The sequence below is a fragment of the Pseudomonas sp. TWRC1-2 genome, assembly GCF_049896685.1.
GTDB lineage: Bacteria > Pseudomonadota > Gammaproteobacteria > Pseudomonadales > Pseudomonadaceae > Aquipseudomonas.
In genome coordinates this window covers 48,367-66,028 of sequence record NZ_JAFCUU010000011.1, presented here as the reverse complement: position 1 = coordinate 66,028, position 17,662 = coordinate 48,367, and the positions used below count along the sequence as shown (strand labels likewise).

Sequence of the window (17,662 nt, the reverse complement as noted above, 5' to 3'; positions counted from 1 at the left end):
AGCGGGGCTTATAGAGTCAACATGATGGGAAACCGGGTTTAAACATGATGAATTTTTCGTTTCAGTCGTGTGCCGGTAAAAATCCAATGCCCAGTTATACTTGCGTCATATTTCAAGCCTGATACAGGCGTTCATGTTCAGCCACCACAAAGGGAGCGGCGGGTGAGTCTCACAGGTCCTGCGCAGCGTATGAGTAAAACAAGCTTTCAGCGACTGGTGCTTGGCCTTGTCTTGAGTTCCTTATTGGCGGCCTGTTCGAGCACGCCATCGAGCGGTGCGCGGGTGGTTGACCGCAATAAAGCAGCGCCGCAAAAACCGACGGTCACCACCGGGCAGTATGTAGTGCGAAAGGGGGACACGATGTTCTCGATCGCCTTCCGTTACGGCTGGGATTACAAGGCGCTCGCAGCTCGTAACAATATTCCTGTGCCCTATACGATACATCCAGGTCAGACCATTCGTTTCGATGGGCGCACCGGTTCAACGCCTACGACAGTTGTGACAAATTCCGGATCTTCGCCGTCGTCTTCGAGCAAAACCACGATCATTACCCGGCCTGCAGGCACCGCCGCGCCTACCGTTGCGAGCAAACCGGCGCCTGCGCCGTTGCCGCCTGCAGGGCCTGCCCCGACCGGTTGGGGATGGCCTTCAAACGGGGTGTTAATTGGAAAATTCTCTTCAAACGGTAGTTTGAATAAAGGCATTGATATCGCCGGGGATTTGGGACAGCCTGTTTTAGCTGCGTCTGATGGGACAGTGGTGTACGCCGGGAGTGGTTTGCGGGGCTACGGCGAACTGGTCATCATCAAACACAGCGATACCTACGTCAGTGCTTACGGTCATAACCGCAGGCTGTTGGTTCGGGAGGGGCAGCAAGTCAAAGTCGGACAGACAATTGCCGAAATGGGGTCAACTGGTACAGACCGGGTGAAACTGCACTTTGAGATTCGCCGCCAAGGGAAACCTGTAGATCCGCTGCAATTCCTTCCCCGTCGTTGATGTGTTGCACAGCCTGTTCCCTCACGTAGAAGGAACAGGCTCCAGCGTTGCCAAGGATAGAGGCGTCGCTTGAGCTTGAGGTCGAACTCACCAAAGGACTATAACAATGGCTCTCAGTAAAGAAGCGCCGGAGTTTGACATCGACGATGAGGTTCTCCTTGAAATGGAGATACTCACCGAAAAGGAATCGATGTCGAATGATGAAGGGTCTGCTACACCTTCAGTTCGCACCAAATCCAAGAACTCCACCGCGTTAAAGCAACACAAGTACATTGACTACACGCGGGCGCTCGACGCGACGCAGCTGTACCTCAATGAAATCGGCTTTTCCCCTCTGCTCACTCCCGAAGAAGAAGTCCATTTTGCGCGCTTGTCGCAAAAAGGCGATCCGGCTGGGCGCAAACGCATGATTGAAAGTAACTTGCGCCTGGTGGTGAAAATCGCCCGACGCTACGTCAATCGTGGGCTGTCGCTGTTGGACCTGATCGAGGAGGGCAACCTGGGCTTGATCCGGGCGGTGGAGAAGTTCGACCCTGAGCGGGGCTTCCGCTTTTCGACCTATGCCACTTGGTGGATTCGTCAGACCATCGAACGGGCGATCATGAATCAGACCCGCACGATCCGGTTGCCGATCCATGTGGTCAAGGAGCTCAACGTCTACCTGCGGGCGGCGCGTGAGCTGACACAAAAACTCGATCATGAACCTTCGCCTGAAGAGATCGCCAACCTGCTGGAAAAGCCGGTAGGCGAGGTTAAGCGCATGCTCGGCCTGAACGAGCGCGTGTCTTCGGTCGATGTCTCGCTGGGTCCGGATTCGGATAAAACCCTGCTGGACACCCTGACGGATGATCGTCCGACGGATCCTTGCGAACTGTTGCAGGACGATGATCTTTCCCAAAGCATTGACCAGTGGCTGTCTGAGCTCACGGACAAGCAGCGTGAAGTGGTGATTCGCCGTTTCGGCCTGCGCGGCCATGAGAGCAGTACCCTGGAGGACGTAGGCCTGGAGATCGGTCTGACTCGTGAGCGGGTGCGGCAGATCCAGGTAGAGGGCCTCAAGCGCTTGCGTGAGATCCTGGAGAAGAATGGCTTGTCGAGTGAGTCGTTGTTCCAATAAGCGACGCGGGACTAAGTGTGGGAGCGGGCTTGCTCGCGAATGCGGAGTGTCAGTCGACAGATGTGCCGACTTATCCATCGCATTCGCGAGCAAGCCCGCTCCCACATTTTTTTGTGCCCGGCATTACGTCTGCGTGAGGGTCAAATCCCGGGCATAAAAAAACCCCGCTTTTGAGGGCGGGGTTTTTTCGACTAAGTCAGTACAAGTTAGATAACTTGAACTTCTTCAGCTTGCATGCCTTTCTGACCGCGGGTAGCGATGAAAGAAACCTGTTGGCCTTCTTTCAGGCTTTTGAAGCCGTCGGATTGGATAGCTTTGAAGTGAACGAACAGGTCGTCACCGGATTGTGGAGTGATGAAGCCGAAGCCTTTTTCATCGTTGAACCACTTAACGGTACCAGTTTGGCGATTAGACATGGTGTATCTCCTTGGACAAAGTTAACTGCGACTCAGGAAAAGCCCTGGCCGAGACTGAGTGCAAAGAGCAGGAAAAATTCTTGGAGATGGTTGGATCGAAATTCAACATATCGTGTAGAGATTCTCAGTGACACAAGCAGCACAGTGGCGCCACCTTAACCCTTTTTCCGGAACGTGCCAATGGTATTTCCGAAGGTTTCTCTATTTTCGTGACTGGCGGTGGTATTTACAGTCACAGGGGACCGCACTATAAGCCCCGGCCCTGTTGGCTGCGACTTGCAGCAGCCGGTGCATTCATCAAGAAAAGCCCTGCGCCCTTTGAACCCCGCAGCCGGCCCCGGTAAGATGCCCAACAGAATTTTTCCACCTCGCTATTCAGGACACCCGCCATGAGCATCAAATCGGACAAGTGGATTCGCCGCATGGCGCAAGAGCACGGCATGATCGAACCGTTCGTTGAACGCCAGATCCGTGGCGCCGGCGACGCTCCGGTGATTTCGTACGGTGTTTCCAGCTATGGCTACGACGTGCGTTGCGCCGATGAATTCAAGGTGTTCACCAATATCAACTCGGCGATCGTCGACCCGAAGAACTTCGACGAGAAGAGCTTCGTCGACGTCAAGAGCGACGTGTGCATCATCCCGCCAAACTCCTTCGCCCTGGCGCGCACCGTGGAGTTTTTCCGCATCCCGCGTGACGTGCTGACCATCTGCCTGGGTAAGAGCACCTACGCGCGTTGCGGCATTATCGTCAACGTGACGCCGCTCGAGCCCGAGTGGGAAGGTCACGTGACCCTGGAGTTCTCCAACACCACCACGTTGCCGGCCAAGATCTACGCCAATGAAGGCGTGGCACAGATGCTGTTCCTGCAGTCCGACGAGGCTTGTGAAGTCTCCTACAAGGACCGTGCAGGCAAGTATCAGGGCCAGCGTGGCGTCACACTCCCACGCGCTTGATCGAAAGGTCTTACACGTTAAGGGAATTAGTCTGCGGGAAGTGACTCTATTGGGTGTACTGCCTCGGTGCGTGCAAAACGCGCCGAGCCACGCTTGAGGAGTACTTTATGAAGATCGACCCGCGAATCAGCGCCGAACTCGCCCGGCTTGAACCCAACCAGATTGGTGTTCTGGCCTGGTCCCTGATGGCCGACCCTGCGTATGCAGGCGGCATCCCTGGTCAACCTGATCAAGATTGGCCGCAACCGCCCACCGAGCCTGGTGAACCGACGCTCCCCGATGAGCCGCCACCCGCGCCTGTCGCCTGATCGTTCAGGGCAGGAGACATGGCCGGTTCTTCAGCACACCGGCCATACGTCCTCATCGCCGATCACAAAGATCTGCCGATCGTCGCGCTGTTCCACTGAATAACCCCCGGTAAAGGCGCCAAACGCCGGCAGCAGGCTGATCTGCGACCCGAGCTGAAAGCACGGCAGGCGCAAGCTCTGACGGCCCCTGCCGCGCAATCGATAAACTGGGTGCACATGCCCTGCCAGTACATGGTGGCTGGCATGCGCGTCCGGTTCGTGTTGCAGGGCGAACGGCCCCATCAGCAAAGGCTCCGGCACCACCTCGATGCCCAAGTCGGCCGGTGGGTCACCTGCGCGTTTATCGTGATTGCCGCGAATCAGCGTCAGGCTCAGGTCGCGATTGCGCTCACGCCAGGCTCTCAAGGCGCTCAGCGTGCCGCTGGCGTGAGAGCCGGGGCCGTGCAGGAAGTCACCGAGAAAGATCACCTGCTCGCACGGCAAGGCCGATAACAGCCGGTCCAGGCGTTGCAGGTTTTCGGTCGTGGTGCCTTGGGGCACCGGTTGCCCAAGGCTGCGGTAGGCGGAGGCCTTGCCAAAATGCACGTCGGCAATCAGCAGGCACCGACGTGAGGGCCAGTACACGGCCTTTTCCGGCAGCAGCCACAGCTCTTCTCCCTCAAGCATTACCGAACAGTGCATCAGCGTTTCCCGTTATCTGCGACTTTTTCCAGGTCCTTGACCATCCGTGCAATGCGCTCCGAAAGTTTCTCCGAACTCATGCTCTCGCGCATCCGCTCAACCAGCAGTGGGAAGGCCAGCGGTGTAGGCCGTTCGATCAGGTGCAGGTCCAGTTTCAGCGCGGCCAGATGGCGCAATGTCTGTTCCAGCCGACGAATATCCAACTCATCACGCAGGACTTCTTCCCCGGCCTGGGTCAGCAGCAGGTTCTGCGGGTCATATTGCTTGAACACTTCAAAAAACAATCCGCTGGAGGCCTGAACCTGCCGCGTGCTTTTTGGCGCCCCGGGGTAACCCGCGAACACCAGCCCGGCGATGCGCGCGATCTCGCGAAAGCGCCTTAAGGCCAGTTCCCCGGCATTCAGGCTGGCTATAACGTCGGTCAGCAAATTTTGCGGACTCAACAACGCTTCGTTCAGCAGCAATGGCCAATCCACCGGCGTGGCACTCAACAGCTCCAGCCCGTAATCATTCACCGCAATCGAAAAGGTCACCGGCTGCTGTTGGCTGACCCGCCACGCCAGCAGGCTGGCCAGGCCCAGATGCACTTGGCGTCCGGCGAAGGGGTAAAGAAACACGTGCCATCCTTCCCGCGATTTCAGGGCTTCGGCCAGCAAATGCGTGCGCGTCGGCAGGCCCGACCAGCGCAACTGGGTTTGCAGCAAGGGTTGTACCGCCTGCATTTCCGGGCCGTCAAAATGCCCATGCGCCGCCGCATCAAAACGCTCGACCACCGCCTGCGCCAGCTCGTTGGAAAGCGGCATGCGCCCGCCATTCCAACGCGGCACGGCGGCTCTTTTCGCGGTGCTGCGACGCACGTAAGCAGTCATGTTTTCCACGCGCACCAGCTCCAGCAAACGCCCGGCAAACAGGAAACCATCACCGGGTTTGAGCCGTGCGATAAAGCCTTCCTCGACACTGCCCAGGTTCTTGCCGCCGCCGCCTTTGCTCCAGAATTTCAGCTGGATACTCGCGTCACTGACGATGGTGCCTACGCTCATGCGATGGCGCCGCGCCAGGCGTGCATCCGGCACGCGCCACACGCCGTGCTCATCGGGCTCCACGCGGCGGTAATCCGGGTAAGCCGTCAGCGACAATCCGCCATGGCGCACAAAACCCAACGCCCAGGCCCAGTCGGCTTGCGTGAGGTCACGGTAAGCCCAGGCCCCGCGCACTTCCGCCAGCAGCGCGTCCGGCGTAAAGCCTCCGCCCAGCGCCATGCTCACCAAATGCTGTACGAGCACGTCCAGCGGCTTGTAAGGCGATTCACGTGCTTCGATGCGCCGTTGGGCGATCGCGTCCTGGGCGGCGGCCGCTTCCACCAGCTCCAGGCTGTGGGTCGGCACCAGCGTCACCCGGGACGGCCGCCCTGGCGCGTGGCCGGAGCGTCCGGCGCGCTGCATCAAGCGCGCCACGCCTTTGGCCGAGCCGATTTGCAGCACGCGCTCTACCGGCAGAAAATCCACGCCCAAGTCCAGGCTGGAGGTGCACACCACCGCTTTGAGCTGGCCGTCTTTCAAGGCTCGCTCCACCCAGTCGCGCGTTTCGCGCGAGAGTGAGCCGTGGTGCAGCGCGATCACGCCCGCCCAATCCGGGCGCGCCTCGAGCAATGCCTGATACCAGATCTCCGACTGCGCCCGCGTGTTGGTAAACACCAGGCAACTGCTGCTGGAGTCAACTTCGGCGACGACTTGCGGCAACATCTTCAAACCAATATGCCCGGCCCAGGGAAAACGCTCGGTGGTAGGCGGTAACAAGGTATCGACCTGCAGCGTTTTGGCCGTTTGCCCCTGCACGTTGATACCGCCACCTTCTGGGACCAAAACCTCCAGTGCGTGAGCCTGATTACCCAACGTCGCCGAAATTCCCCACACCATCAGTTCCGGATGCCAACGCCGCAAGCGCGCCAGCGCCAGTTGCAGCTGCACACCACGCTTGTTGCCGATCAGTTCATGCCATTCGTCCACGATGACCATGCGCAAGTGCGCCAGGCTCGATTCACTGTCGGCACGCGCCAGCATCAACGTAAGACTTTCCGGCGTGGTAACCAGAGCGGTGGGCTGGCGGCGGGTTTGACGGGCGCGTTCGCTGCTGCTGGTATCGCCGGTGCGCAGGCCGACGCTCCAGGGAATCTGCAGGGCCGCCAGCGGCGCTTCAAGGGCGCGTGCAGTGTCGGCGGCCAGCGCGCGCATGGGTGTAATCCACAGCACCGTCAGCGGCTCAGCCGGCGGTTTGCGTTTGCCGGTGGCGGGCGGGCGAGTGATGGCGAAGCGATTGAGGGCGGCAAACCACAGTGCATAGGTTTTACCCGCGCCGGTGCTGGCATGCAGCAAGCCCGACTGACCCTGCTTGACCGCCGCCCATACCGCTTTCTGAAAGGCGAACGGTTTCCAGCCCTTGGCGGCAAACCAGTGTTTTGCGAAGTCGAGGGGTTTTGCCATGGATGGGCTGACGCTCTGGAGGCTCTCATTCAGAGACCCTCCAGGCGCCGCAAAGGTTTACTTCAAATTGCCGCTCAAAAACTGCTGCAGGCGCTCGCTCTTCGGATTGCCCAGCACATCCGCAGGCGCACCTTGCTCTTCCACCAGGCCCTTGTGCAGGAACAGCACCTGGCTCGACACCTTGCGCGCAAAGCTCATTTCGTGGGTGACCATGATCATGGTGCGGCCTTCCTCGGCCAGCCCCTGAATCACCTTCAAAACTTCACCGACCAGCTCCGGGTCGAGGGCCGAGGTCGGCTCGTCGAACAGCATCACCTCCGGCTCCATGGCCAGGGCGCGGGCGATGGCCACCCGTTGCTGTTGGCCACCAGACAAAAACGCCGGGTATTGATCGGCCACGCGCGCCGGCAAGCCGACTTTGTCGAGGTAGCGACGGGCGCGGTCTTCGGCGTCCTTCTTGCTGCAACCCAGCACCCGACGCGGGGCCATGGTGATGTTTTCCAGCACGCTCATGTGGCTCCACAGGTTGAAATGCTGGAACACCATCGCCAGCCGTGTGCGCAGGCGTTGCAGCTCGGCGTCGTCGGCCACGCGCATGCCGTGGCGGTCGCTGACCATGCGGATTTGCTGGCCGTCGAGGGTCATCGCGCCGTCGTTGGGGGTTTCCAGAAAGTTGATGCAGCGCAAAAAGGTACTTTTGCCCGAACCGCTGGCGCCGATCAAACTGATCACATCACCGGTCTTGGCCTTGAGCGAGACACCTTTGAGCACTTCATTGTCGCCATAGCTTTTATGCAGGCCTTCAACGGTCAATTTGTACATGGGGCGTGCATCCTCAAGGCGAAAGTAGGTAGCCGCTGCGGTAGGCTTCATGGCCTGCGACATGGCTGATCACCATGCCGGCTGTGGCCATGCGCCGCAGCGAACGGGCGTAAAGCAGGCCGGCGCTTTTACAGTGCACGGGCGTTACGCGGTCAGTAAGGGGGTCGATGATTTCGGCGATCAATTGCCCGGCCTCCAGGTATTCACCGGGCAGGGCGCTGAAGACCAGCAAACCGCCAACGGGCGTGGTCACAGGCTCGACGCCCGCCAGTGGGGTGGCCGGGTAGGGCAATGGGGGCAGTGGCGCCGCGGTGCCTTCAATTGCGCCGAAGTGGATCAGGTAGTCGATGATCGCCTGGCAGTCGAGGCGGGCCAGGCCGTGGTTGACGTCGCCCTGGCCGCGCAGCTCGACGGTCACCGAAAAGCTGCCCATGGGAATCGGGAAGCGCTCGCCAAAGCGTTGCTGCAGCTGCCACCACACCAGGGTGAAACATTCATCGAAGGACTGCCCGCCGGAATCGGTGGCAAGCAAGTTGGCTTCCGAGCCGATGTAGCGTGCCAGCGGCTCCACCTGCGGCCAGGCTTCGGGCGTGGTGTACAAGTGCGCCACGGCTTCGAAGTCGCAATGCAGGTCAAGCACCATGTCGGCATCGCAGGCCAGGCGTTGCAGTACCAGGCGTTGGGATTGCAACTGGGTGTCGGCCGCTTGCCGGGCGAGGGCATTGGACAGCGCGGCACGGATCAAACGGGCGTTGTGCTGCGCGTCATCCCCCAGCAAATACTCGACCTGGTTACCCACCTCTTCACTGAGGTCGACAAACCGGCGGTTGAAATTCTGTCCGCTTTCCAGCTCGTAGCGGCCCAGCGGAATATCCATCAACACTTGCTCCAGGCCCACCGGGTTGGCAATCGGCACCAACACGATTTCGCTGCGCAGCCTGCCGGCCGCCGCCAACTCGGCGAGGCGGGCCTTGAGGTGCCAGGCCACCAGCATGCCCGGCAGTTCGTCGGCATGCAGCGATGACTGGATGTAGACCTTGCCTTCAGCCTGTTCCGGGCCGAAGTGGAAACTGTGAATCTGCCGCGCCGTGCCTGGCACCGGCGCGATCAGATCATGTACCTGATGACGCATGACGACTCCTTAATGGCTCGGCCCGAGAAAGGCCAGCCAACGGCGCTCCGCCAGACGAAACAGCCCGACCAGCGCAAAGGTCACGGTCAGGTAGATCAGCGCAGCGATGCCGAATGATTGAAAGGTCATGTACGTGGCCGAGTTGGCGTCCCGGGCCACCTTGAGAATGTCCGGCACCGTCGCGGTGAATGCCACGGTGGTCGAGTGAAGCATCAGGATCACTTCATTGCTGTAGTACGGCAACGAGCGGCGCAGCGCCGACGGCATGATCACATAGGCATAGAGCTTCCAGCCGCTCAGGCCGTAAGCCTTGGCTGCCTCGACTTCGCCATGCGCCATGCTGCGGATCGCCCCGGCGAAAATCTCGGTGGTGTAGGCGCAGGTGTTCAGGGCGAAGGCCAGGATGGTGCAGTTCATCGCATCCCGAAAGAACGCGTCCAGCACCGGTTGCGCCCTTACGGCCGCAATGCTGTAGATCCCGGTGTAGCAGATCAGCAGCTGGATATAGAGCGGCGTGCCACGAAACAGGTAGGTGTAAAACTGCACCGGCCAGCGGATGTAGCGTTTGCGCGACACGCGGGCGATGGACAGCGGGATCGACACCACAAAGCCAATCACCAGCGCCGCGCTGAGCAGCCACAGGGTCATTGCCAGCCCGGTGATGTGCTGGCCGTCGCTATAAAGGAAGGGGCGCCAGTATTGCTGCAGAAGTTCGATCATCGCACGGCCTCCCGGGACCCAGCGGAGTAGCGGCGCTCAAGCCAGCGCAGGACGACATTGGACGCGCTGGTGATCAGCAGGTAGATCAACGCGGCGATGACCAGGAAGTAAAACAGTTGGTAGGTGCTCTTGCCGGCGTCTTGAGCGGCCTTGACCAGGTCCGCCAGGCCGATGATCGACACCAGCGCCGTGGCCTTGAGCATCACCATCCAGTTGTTGCCGATGCCCGGCAGGGCAAAGCGCATCATCTGCGGGAAGGTCACGAAGCGAAACCGCTGCCCGCGCGTGAGCCCGTAGGCGGTCGCCGCTTCCAGCTGGCCCCGCGGCACGGCGAGGATCGCACCGCGAAAGGTCTCGGTGAAGTAGGCACCGTAGATGAAGCCCAGGGTGATAACCCCAGCGCTGAATGGGTCGATCTCGATGTAGTCCCATTCCATGAAGTCGGTAAAACCGGTCAGCCAGATTTGCAGGCTGTAGAAAATCAGCAGCATCAGCACCAGGTCGGGCACGCCGCGAATCAAGGTGGTGTAGAGCTGGGCGGGGACGCGGATCAGGCTGACGCTGGACAGTTTCGCGCTGGCGCCGAGCAAGCCGAGCAGGACGCTGACGGCCAGGGAGGCGACCGACAGTTTCACGGTCATCCACGTACCTTGCAGCAACAGCGGGCCGAACCCCTTCAAACTGAAGGCGCTCAGCCCCAGGGTTTGCAAAAGATCTTCAAACATGAATTCAGGACCTATGGCGATAAAAAAGCGCCCACCTCAAACAGGTGGGCGCCAGGGTGTTATTTACCGCTGTACAGGTTCAGATCGCCGAAGTGTTTCTTCTGGATGGTGGCGTAGGTGCCATCATCGTGTAACGCTTTGATACCTTTATCGAGCAAGGCCTTGAGGTCTTTGTTACCTTTTTTGATACCGACCGCCGTTTTGGATGGCAGCAATGGGTCGTCGATGGCCTTGCTGACTTCGTAGTCAGCGCCTGCCGGCGACTTCAAAAAGCCCAGTTCGGCTTGCAGCATGTCTTGCACCGAAGCGTCGAGACGACCGGACGTCAGGTCGGCATACACCTGGTCCTGGTTGGCATAGGCCTTGGTGGTCACACCGGCTTTGTCCAGCACCGCCTTGGCGTAGGCTTCCTGGATGGTGCCTTGCTCGTAGCCCACGGTTTTGCCCTTGAGGGACTCAGGCGTGGAGAAGTTCGCGCCTTTTTTGAACACCAGGGACGTCGGGCCGGAGAACAGCTCGTTGGAGAAGTCGATCGCCTTTTCACGGGCTTCGGTCACGGTCATCGAGGAAATCACGCCGTCGAACTTGTTGGCGTTCAGGCCTGGAATCATGCCGTCGAAGTCACTTTCAACCCACTTGCACTTGACCTTCAGCTCGGCGCAGATCGCATTGCCCAGGTCGATATCGAAGCCTACCAGGCTGCCGTCAGCGGCCTTGGATTCGAACGGCGCGTAGGAAGGATCGACACCAAAACGCAATTCCTTGTATTCCTTGGCTGTGGCAACACCAGCAGCCATGCACAGAGCCAGTGCAGAAAGGGTCAGCAATGCTTTTTTCATTATGTAATCCCTGGAAACCAAGATAAGCGCTTGTGGCGCGTTTAGGACTGTTACTGAACGGTGTCAGACGGATCACAAGTAGCAATTTCTGCACCATAGTTCCGAATGACTGTTTTAAAAGGTGGGATAAGGGAGTTGAGAGTGTAGGAGATGCCCGAAAATGGGCATTGATTTTTCAGTGCACCATTTTGGATCTTGACGCGAATCAGACGTGGGAGCGGGCTTGCTCGCGAATGCGGCGGGTCAGTCAATTCATCTGTCACTGGCCCACCGTATTCGCGAGCAAGCCCGCTCCCACATGAGGATTTATTTCAGGTCAGGAGGTCCTGCAGCGTGGCCAAATTGTCCGCCTCGTCCACCGCCTTATCCTGGCGCCACCGCAGCATTCTGGGAAACCGCACCGCAATCCCGCTCTTGTGGCGCTTGGACAGGGCAATGCCCTCAAAGCCCAGCTCAAACACCATGCTCGGCGTCACACTGCTCACCGGCCCGAATTTCTCCACGGTGGTTTTGCGCACAATCGCGTCGACCTTGCGCATTTCCTCGTCGGTCAGGCCTGAATAGGCCTTCGCGAACGGCACCAGCGTGCGTTCGGTGCCGGGCGGGCCATCCCACACCGCAAAGGTGTAGTCGCTATACAGGCTGGCGCGGCGCCCATGGCCACGTTGGGCGTAAATCAACACCGCGTCGACGCTGAACGGGTCGACTTTCCATTTCCACCACACGCCCATGTCCTTGGTGCGGCCCACGCCGTACAGGCCGTCCTTGGCTTTGAGCATCATGCCTTCCACGCCCAACTGGCGAGAGGCCTCGCGTTGCTGCGCGAGGTCTGCCCAAGAGGTCCCCGTCAGCGAAGGAGATGGCAGCAGCACAGGCTGGTTGCACTGGGCAATCACCTGCTCGAGCTGGGTGCGGCGTTCGGCCTGGGTGTGGTTGCGCCAATCGTCGCCCTCGAACTCCAGCAGGTCGTAGGCGAGGACGGCGACCGGTGCATCTTCAAGCACCTTTTTGCTCAAGGTCTTGCGGCCGATACGCTGTTGCAGCAGCGCGAAGGGTTGCACCGCGTCCTTCCACACCACGATTTCGCCGTCGATCACCGTGCCATCCGGCAGGCCGCTGACCAGGCTGTGCAGTTCGGGAAAACGCTCGGTGACCAGCTCTTCGCCCCGCGACCAGACCCACAGCCGGCCTTCACGCTTGACCAGCTGCGCGCGAATGCCGTCCCACTTCCATTCCACCTGCCAGTCTGCGGGAGAGCCGAGCAGGGCGTCGAATTGTTCCACCGGCTGCGACAACCCATGGGCCAGAAAAAACGGATACGGCTGCCCGCCGCGTTGCGCGTGTTCGTCGGACGATTCGGCAGCGATCAGCTTGAGGTAGCCTTCAGGCGTAGGGCGATTGGACAGGTCGGTGTAGCCCACCAGGCGTTGCGCCACGCGCTTGCTGTCGAGGTCGGCCATCGCGGCGAGGGCGCGGGTGACCAGCAGTTTGGACACGCCGACGCGAAAGCTGCCGGTGATCAATTTGATACAGACCATCAGGCTCGGCTGATCCAGCTGGGCCCACAGTGCGGGCAGGCGTTCGGCGAGTTCCAGATGCGGCAAACCCCGCAGGGGCAGCAGCTTTTCTTCGAGCCACACCGCCAGGCCATCCTCCGAGGTGTAGGTGGATTCGGGTAACAGCAGGGAAATGGTTTCGGCCAAATCGCCGACCGACTGGTAGCTCTCTTCAAATAACCACGGTTCGATACCTGAGGCTTCGGTGGCCATGTCGCGCAGCAGGCGCGTGGGCACCAGTTGCCGAGGCCGCCCGCCGGACAGGAAATACACCGCCCACGCTGCATCGTCGGGCGGGGCTTGGCGAAAGTACGCCTGCAACGCGGCGAGCTTGGCATTGCTGGACGTGGTGGCGTCGAGGTTGGCGTACAACTCGGCGAAGGCTTTCATGCGCTGACCTCCTCTTCGTCATCGCCGTATTCGGTGGTGAAGCCCTGGGCATCCAGGCCTTTTTCCCGCAGGTGACGCACCAGAACGCCGACAGAACCGTGGGTGACCATCACCCGTTCGGCGCCGGTTTGCTCGATGGCCCACAACAGCCCCGGCCAATCGGCGTGGTCCGAGAGCACAAAGCCACGGTCCACACCGCGGCGCCGCCGCGTGCCGCGCAGGCGCATCCAGCCGCTGGCGAACGCGTCGCTGTAGTCGCCGAAACGCTTGATCCAACTGCTTCCGCCTGCGGACGGCGGGGCGATGATCAGCGCCTGGCGCAGCAACGGGTCGGTCTTTTTGAAGTCGCCGGCATAAAGGGTTTCGGGGATGTAGATGCCGGCTTCGCGGTACACGCGGTTCAAGGGTTCGACCGCGCCATGGCTGAGGATCGGGCCAATGCTGGCGTCGATGCCATGCAGGATGCGCTGGGCCTTACCGAACGAATAACAGAACAACACGCTGGCCTTGCCGGCGGCGATGTTGGCCTGCCACCAGTCATTGATCCCGGCGAAAATCTGCGCCTGGGGCTGCCAGCGGTAGATCGGCAGGCCGAACGTGGATTCGGTAATAAAGGTGTGGCAGCGCACCGGTTCGAAGGGCGCGCAGGTGCCGTCGGGCTCGACTTTGTAGTCGCCGGAGGCGACCCAGACTTCGCCCTGGTATTCCAGCCGCACCTGGGCTGAACCCAGCACGTGCCCGGCAGGGTGAAAACTCAGGGTCACGCCGTGGTGCACGAGTTTTTCGCCATAGGCCAGGGTTTGCAGATTGATGTCCTGGCCCAGGCGCGAGCGCAAAATGCCTTCACCGGGCGCAGCGGCCAGGTAGTGCTCGTTGCCGGTGCGGGCGTGGTCGCCGTGGGCGTGGGTGATGACCGAGCGTTCCACCGGCCGCCATGGGTCGATGTAAAAATCTCCGGCGGGGCAGTAGAGGCCTTCGGGCCGGGCGATGACAAGGTCCATGGGCGTGCCGGGGGCGATGGGCTTATCAGGTATGAGGGGACGGTGGGGCGAGAAGTTCTATCGGAATGCATAAGGTCAATGTGGGAGCGGGCTTGCTCGCGAAGGCGGTGGTTCAGCCAACTATTCAGTGACTGATCGACCGCCTTCGCGAGCAAGCCCGCTCCCACATTTTTGATCCGGTTTCTTCAGTGAAAAAACGGGTTACTTGCCGGGTGTGAGGGTCAAGCGGGTTTTCCCATACACCTTGTCAAAGTTCTGCGGCTGCATCGGGAAGCTCAGGTATTGCGCCTTGAGCGACGGGTCGATGCCGTTCGCATAATTCGGGCTGGCCGGGTTGCCGGACTGACCAATGCCGCCCTGGCCCATCATCGGTTCAATCTGGCCGAAGTCGACAATCATGCGCAGCGCCGGCACCTGGGTGGTGGTGAAGTCCTGGCCCCAGCGGTAGGGCGCCGGGTTCAGGGTGTTGTGGTCGCCGCCGCTGGCGAACGGGCCGCGAATCACCTGGCCGTTGGTGTTTTTCCAGGTGATGGTGTGCAGCTTGCCCCACTGCCAGGCCTTGTGGTCGGCGCCCAATTGGCTGTCGCCGGCCGTGATCGCGGCGGCCAGGCTGCGGGCCAGGATCGCCGGTTTGTCTTCTTTTTGCGCCGTGCGCACGTCGTCCCAGAACGGGCTGTCTTCGCGGCCCAGCAGGTGGTCGGCGTTGGCGGAGTAGGACAGGTTGGCGTTGCTGATAAAGGCTTTCCAGCTGGCGCTGTTTTCCGGGCCGAGTTCGTCGAGGAAGATCTGCTTGGTGCTTTCCTGCAGGAACAGCTCGTAGATCGCCGCGTCGGCGGACGTTGGCGCCAGTCGGCCATCAAACGCCATCAGGCGATTCAGCGCCTCGCGGGCCTTGGTCGCATCAGCCGCCGGCAGCGCATCAATCGCCTGTTTCAACGGCTGGGCCATGCCCGGTGCCTGGAACATGGTCTTGAGCTTGGCGGCGAAGGGGGTGGTCTGGTCGTACTGCATGGCGATCATGCTGCGGCTGTCATGCTTGCCGGCATTGGCCAATTGCGCCAGGCGTTCGCTGCGCTCCGGTGCATCCCAGGAATTGGACAGCTGCATGCCATAACCGCGTGGCGCGGTGCGCTGGTTGGCGGTGCCGATCCAGCCTTGGGCCGGGTCCTGATCGTACGGGTGCAGCATCGCGTCGGCGTAGCCGTCCCAGTCAAAGCGCGCGTCCCAGCCCGGCGACGGCAGCAGGCCTTCGCCTTCGCGGCGGTTGGGGAAGCGGCCGGTGACTTGCCAGCCGATGTTGCTGGCGTCGGCGAAGATCATGTTCAGGGCGATGGCGCGGATTTCCCGGGTCGCGTCCGACGCCTTGCCGGCGTTTTGCGCACGGGACAGGTCGAAAAACGCGTCCAGGCTCTTGTCGTCCTTGAAGTCGGCGGTTTGCAGGGCCAGGCCGAAACCGCTGGTCAGCGCCTGGCTGCTGTTGAGCAGGGCGCCGTGGCGAGTTTCGTAGACCACTTCACGCAGTGGCCGCTGGCCTTTGGCGAAGTAGGTTTCGTTGCGCACGGTGGCCGGCAGCCATTTGCCGTTGTTCTCGTAGTACAACGCGTTGCCTTGGCGTTTGACCTTTTCCAGGAACAGGTCCTGGGTGTCGCCCTTGACCGCGCTCATGCTCCACGCGACTTTGCCGTTGAAGCCGGACAACAGGGTCGGCAGACCGGCAATCGAGGCGCCGACTGCCTGGTATTTGGGCGCACGGATCTGCACGTAATTCCACGGCGACGGCGCTTGCGGCTGGGCGGCAAGGTCGCTGGCCAGCAGGCTTTTGCCGCTGCGGCTGCGTTGCGGGCCGATGGCCCAGTTGTTGGAGGTGGTGACCGCCAGGGCGTTGAGGCTGTTCAACTGCTGGCCGACGCTTTCCAGGCCCGCAAGGCCGGTGATCTGGCCCAGGTTCACGCCCTTGAGCTTGTCGGCCTCGTCCGCCGGGATTGGCTCATCCGGCGCGCTTGGCGTGAGCCAGGCGAGCTTGTCGACGCCGACTTTCTGCGCCAGCACCAACGAGGAGAGTTCTTCTTGCAGGTTGCTCGATTCGCTGAAATTCAACAGGCAGAACAACAGCGCCGAATCTTCCGGTTTCCAGTACTCGGGCTTGTAGCCGGTCTGGGCCAGGTCCGGCGGCAGCTTGTCGCGGTAGCGGAACAGGTAGGCGTTGACGCCGCGGGCATACACTTCAAAGAAGCGCTTGAGGCGCGGCGACGACGCGTTGTACAGCTCGCCGGCGCTTTTTTTCAGGTTGACCGCGCGCATGAAGCGGTCGACATCCAGCACCTCCGGCCCGGACATTTCCGCCAGACGGCCTTGGGCCAGCAGGCGCAAAGTGACCATCTGGGTGATGCGGTCGCTGGCGTGCACATAACCGAGGCTGAACAGCGCGTCATGGAAGGTGTTGCTTTCGATCAGCGGCATGCCCTGGGCATTGCGGCGTACCGACACATTCTGTGCCAGACCTTTGATCGGCTGCACGCCGGCAACGGGCGGCAGGGTGTCCTGGGTGCTCTGGAGCTGGCAACCGGCCAGGCTTAATGCACTGGCCACTGCCGCGGCAACGCCGAACCGGGGAAGAAAATGTGAGAGGGCTGGCGAGGCCATGGCAAAGCTCCTGCGGGGGGTAGCGTCATTAAAGGCGCTACGTTAGTGAGCGCGGCGAAACGACGCAAGCAGGAGTTTGAGTCTTGCGCAAATCAACTGTGGGAGCGGGCTTGCTCGCGAATGCGGTGTGTCAGTCAACGAAGGTCTGACTGAACCACCACATTCGCGAGCAAGCCCGCTCCCACATTTTGACCGAGTAAGACTTCAGATCAGGCTTTGGGCGGATTCACTTTCTGCACCAGCTCATACGCCCGAACGGTCGCCGGGCGTTCCTTGATGCTGTTGAACCAACGCTGCACGTGGGGGAAATCTTCCAGGCGCTGGCTTTGCCACTTGTGGGAAACAATCCACGGGTAGATCGCCATGTCGGCAATGCTGTAGTCCTCGCCCGCCACGAAGGCGCGGTCCGCCAGGCGCCGGTCCAGCACGCCATACAGGCGCGCGGTTTCATCGACGTAACGCTTGATCGCGTAGGGGATTTTTTCCGGTGCGAACTGGCTGAAGTGATGATTCTGCCCGGCCATTGGCCCCAGCCCGCCCATTTGCCAGAACAGCCACTGCAATGCCTCCTGGCGACCGCGCAGGTCTTTGGGGATGAACTGGCCGGTTTTTTCCGCGAGGTACAGCAAGATGGCGCCGGATTCAAACAGTGAAATCGGCGCGCCGCCGTCGCTCGGGCTTTGGTCGACGATGGCCGGGATACGGTTGTTGGGAGCAATCTTCAGGAAGTCTGGTTTGAACTGGTCGCCCTGGCCGATGTTGATCGGGTGCACCTTGTAGGGCAGACCGGCTTCTTCCAGGAACAGTGAAACTTTGTGACCGTTGGGGGTAGTCCAGTAATACAGGTCGATCATGAAGCTCTCCAAATGAGCGAATG

At 60.8% G+C, this 17,662-nt stretch carries 16 protein-coding genes; 4 read left to right on the top strand and 12 right to left on the bottom strand.

All coding sequences use genetic code 11. From position 1 onward, the window contains the following. Positions 1–162: 162 nt before the first annotated feature. Together ACP7B3_RS26220 and rpoS are read left to right on the top strand one after the other, a co-directional pair. The gene (locus ACP7B3_RS26220) at positions 163–999 is read left to right on the top strand and encodes a peptidoglycan DD-metalloendopeptidase family protein (RefSeq protein ID WP_353188763.1); all 837 of its coding nucleotides are present in this window, start codon (positions 163–165) and stop codon (positions 997–999) included. Between the two features lie 106 nt (positions 1,000–1,105). After that, entirely contained in the window at positions 1,106–2,116 is a 1,011-nt protein-coding gene (gene rpoS / locus ACP7B3_RS26215; protein WP_016974430.1) for an RNA polymerase sigma factor RpoS, read from the top strand. A 206-nt stretch (positions 2,117–2,322) separates the two neighbouring features. Here rpoS and ACP7B3_RS26210 read toward each other — a convergent pair whose 3' ends face one another. Beyond that, positions 2,323–2,532 carry a cold-shock protein gene (locus ACP7B3_RS26210; RefSeq protein ID WP_002554837.1) on the bottom strand — a complete coding sequence of 70 codons (210 nt, stop codon included), beginning with the start codon at positions 2,530–2,532 and terminating at the stop codon, positions 2,323–2,325. Positions 2,533–2,921: 389 nt separating this feature from the next. On the opposite strand from ACP7B3_RS26210, the gene dcd reads away from it, so the two are divergent. Both dcd and ACP7B3_RS26200 read left to right on the top strand, forming a co-directional pair. Continuing rightward, positions 2,922–3,488, top strand: coding sequence for a dCTP deaminase (gene dcd / locus ACP7B3_RS26205; RefSeq protein WP_106577147.1), 567 nt, complete (start codon positions 2,922–2,924; stop codon positions 3,486–3,488). Positions 3,489–3,595: 107 nt separating this feature from the next. Continuing rightward, positions 3,596–3,796, top strand: a complete 201-nt coding sequence (locus ACP7B3_RS26200) for a hypothetical protein (RefSeq protein ID WP_106577146.1) — start codon at positions 3,596–3,598, stop codon at positions 3,794–3,796. Positions 3,797–3,826: 30 nt separating this feature from the next. On the opposite strand, the gene pdeM is transcribed toward ACP7B3_RS26200, so the two are convergent. The 11 genes from pdeM to ACP7B3_RS26145 form a co-directional block, all read right to left on the bottom strand. Continuing rightward, positions 3,827–4,477, bottom strand: coding sequence for a ligase-associated DNA damage response endonuclease PdeM (gene pdeM, locus ACP7B3_RS26195; protein WP_404487236.1), 651 nt, complete (start codon positions 4,475–4,477; stop codon positions 3,827–3,829). After that, the gene (locus ACP7B3_RS26190; RefSeq protein WP_426181952.1) at positions 4,477–6,957 is read right to left on the bottom strand and encodes a ligase-associated DNA damage response DEXH box helicase; all 2,481 of its coding nucleotides are present in this window, start codon (positions 6,955–6,957) and stop codon (positions 4,477–4,479) included. Before ACP7B3_RS26190 ends, pdeM begins: the two co-directional genes overlap by 1 nt. A 57-nt stretch (positions 6,958–7,014) precedes the next feature. Next, the gene (locus ACP7B3_RS26185; RefSeq protein WP_106577143.1) at positions 7,015–7,779 is read right to left on the bottom strand and encodes an ABC transporter ATP-binding protein; all 765 of its coding nucleotides are present in this window, start codon (positions 7,777–7,779) and stop codon (positions 7,015–7,017) included. A 13-nt stretch (positions 7,780–7,792) separates the two neighbouring features. After that, on the bottom strand, positions 7,793–8,911 hold the full coding sequence (locus tag ACP7B3_RS26180) for a succinylglutamate desuccinylase/aspartoacylase family protein (RefSeq protein ID WP_262207018.1): 1,119 nt from the start codon (positions 8,909–8,911) through the stop codon (positions 7,793–7,795). A gap of 9 nt (positions 8,912–8,920) precedes the next feature. Beyond that, a complete protein-coding gene (locus tag ACP7B3_RS26175) occupies positions 8,921–9,631 on the bottom strand; it encodes an ABC transporter permease (protein WP_145161917.1) in 711 nt (236 codons plus the stop codon). Then, positions 9,628–10,356 carry an ABC transporter permease gene (locus ACP7B3_RS26170; protein WP_106577140.1) on the bottom strand — a complete coding sequence of 243 codons (729 nt, stop codon included), beginning with the start codon at positions 10,354–10,356 and terminating at the stop codon, positions 9,628–9,630. Before ACP7B3_RS26170 ends, ACP7B3_RS26175 begins: the two co-directional genes overlap by 4 nt. A 59-nt stretch (positions 10,357–10,415) precedes the next feature. Next, positions 10,416–11,195: a transporter substrate-binding domain-containing protein gene (locus tag ACP7B3_RS26165; RefSeq protein ID WP_106577139.1), complete on the bottom strand. Its 780-nt coding sequence runs from the start codon at positions 11,193–11,195 to the stop codon at positions 10,416–10,418. A gap of 311 nt (positions 11,196–11,506) precedes the next feature. Next, positions 11,507–13,141: an ATP-dependent DNA ligase gene (locus tag ACP7B3_RS26160; RefSeq protein WP_426181945.1), complete on the bottom strand. Its 1,635-nt coding sequence runs from the start codon at positions 13,139–13,141 to the stop codon at positions 11,507–11,509. Then, the gene (locus ACP7B3_RS26155; RefSeq protein WP_426181942.1) at positions 13,138–14,142 is read right to left on the bottom strand and encodes a ligase-associated DNA damage response exonuclease; all 1,005 of its coding nucleotides are present in this window, start codon (positions 14,140–14,142) and stop codon (positions 13,138–13,140) included. The genes ACP7B3_RS26160 and ACP7B3_RS26155 overlap by 4 nt, the downstream gene beginning before the upstream one ends. A gap of 201 nt (positions 14,143–14,343) precedes the next feature. Next, positions 14,344–16,785 carry a penicillin acylase family protein gene (locus ACP7B3_RS26150; protein ID WP_426181939.1) on the bottom strand — a complete coding sequence of 814 codons (2,442 nt, stop codon included), beginning with the start codon at positions 16,783–16,785 and terminating at the stop codon, positions 14,344–14,346. Between the two features lie 209 nt (positions 16,786–16,994). After that, on the bottom strand, positions 16,995–17,639 hold the full coding sequence (locus tag ACP7B3_RS26145) for a glutathione S-transferase N-terminal domain-containing protein (RefSeq protein ID WP_426181936.1): 645 nt from the start codon (positions 17,637–17,639) through the stop codon (positions 16,995–16,997). Positions 17,640–17,662: the final 23 nt, after the last annotated feature.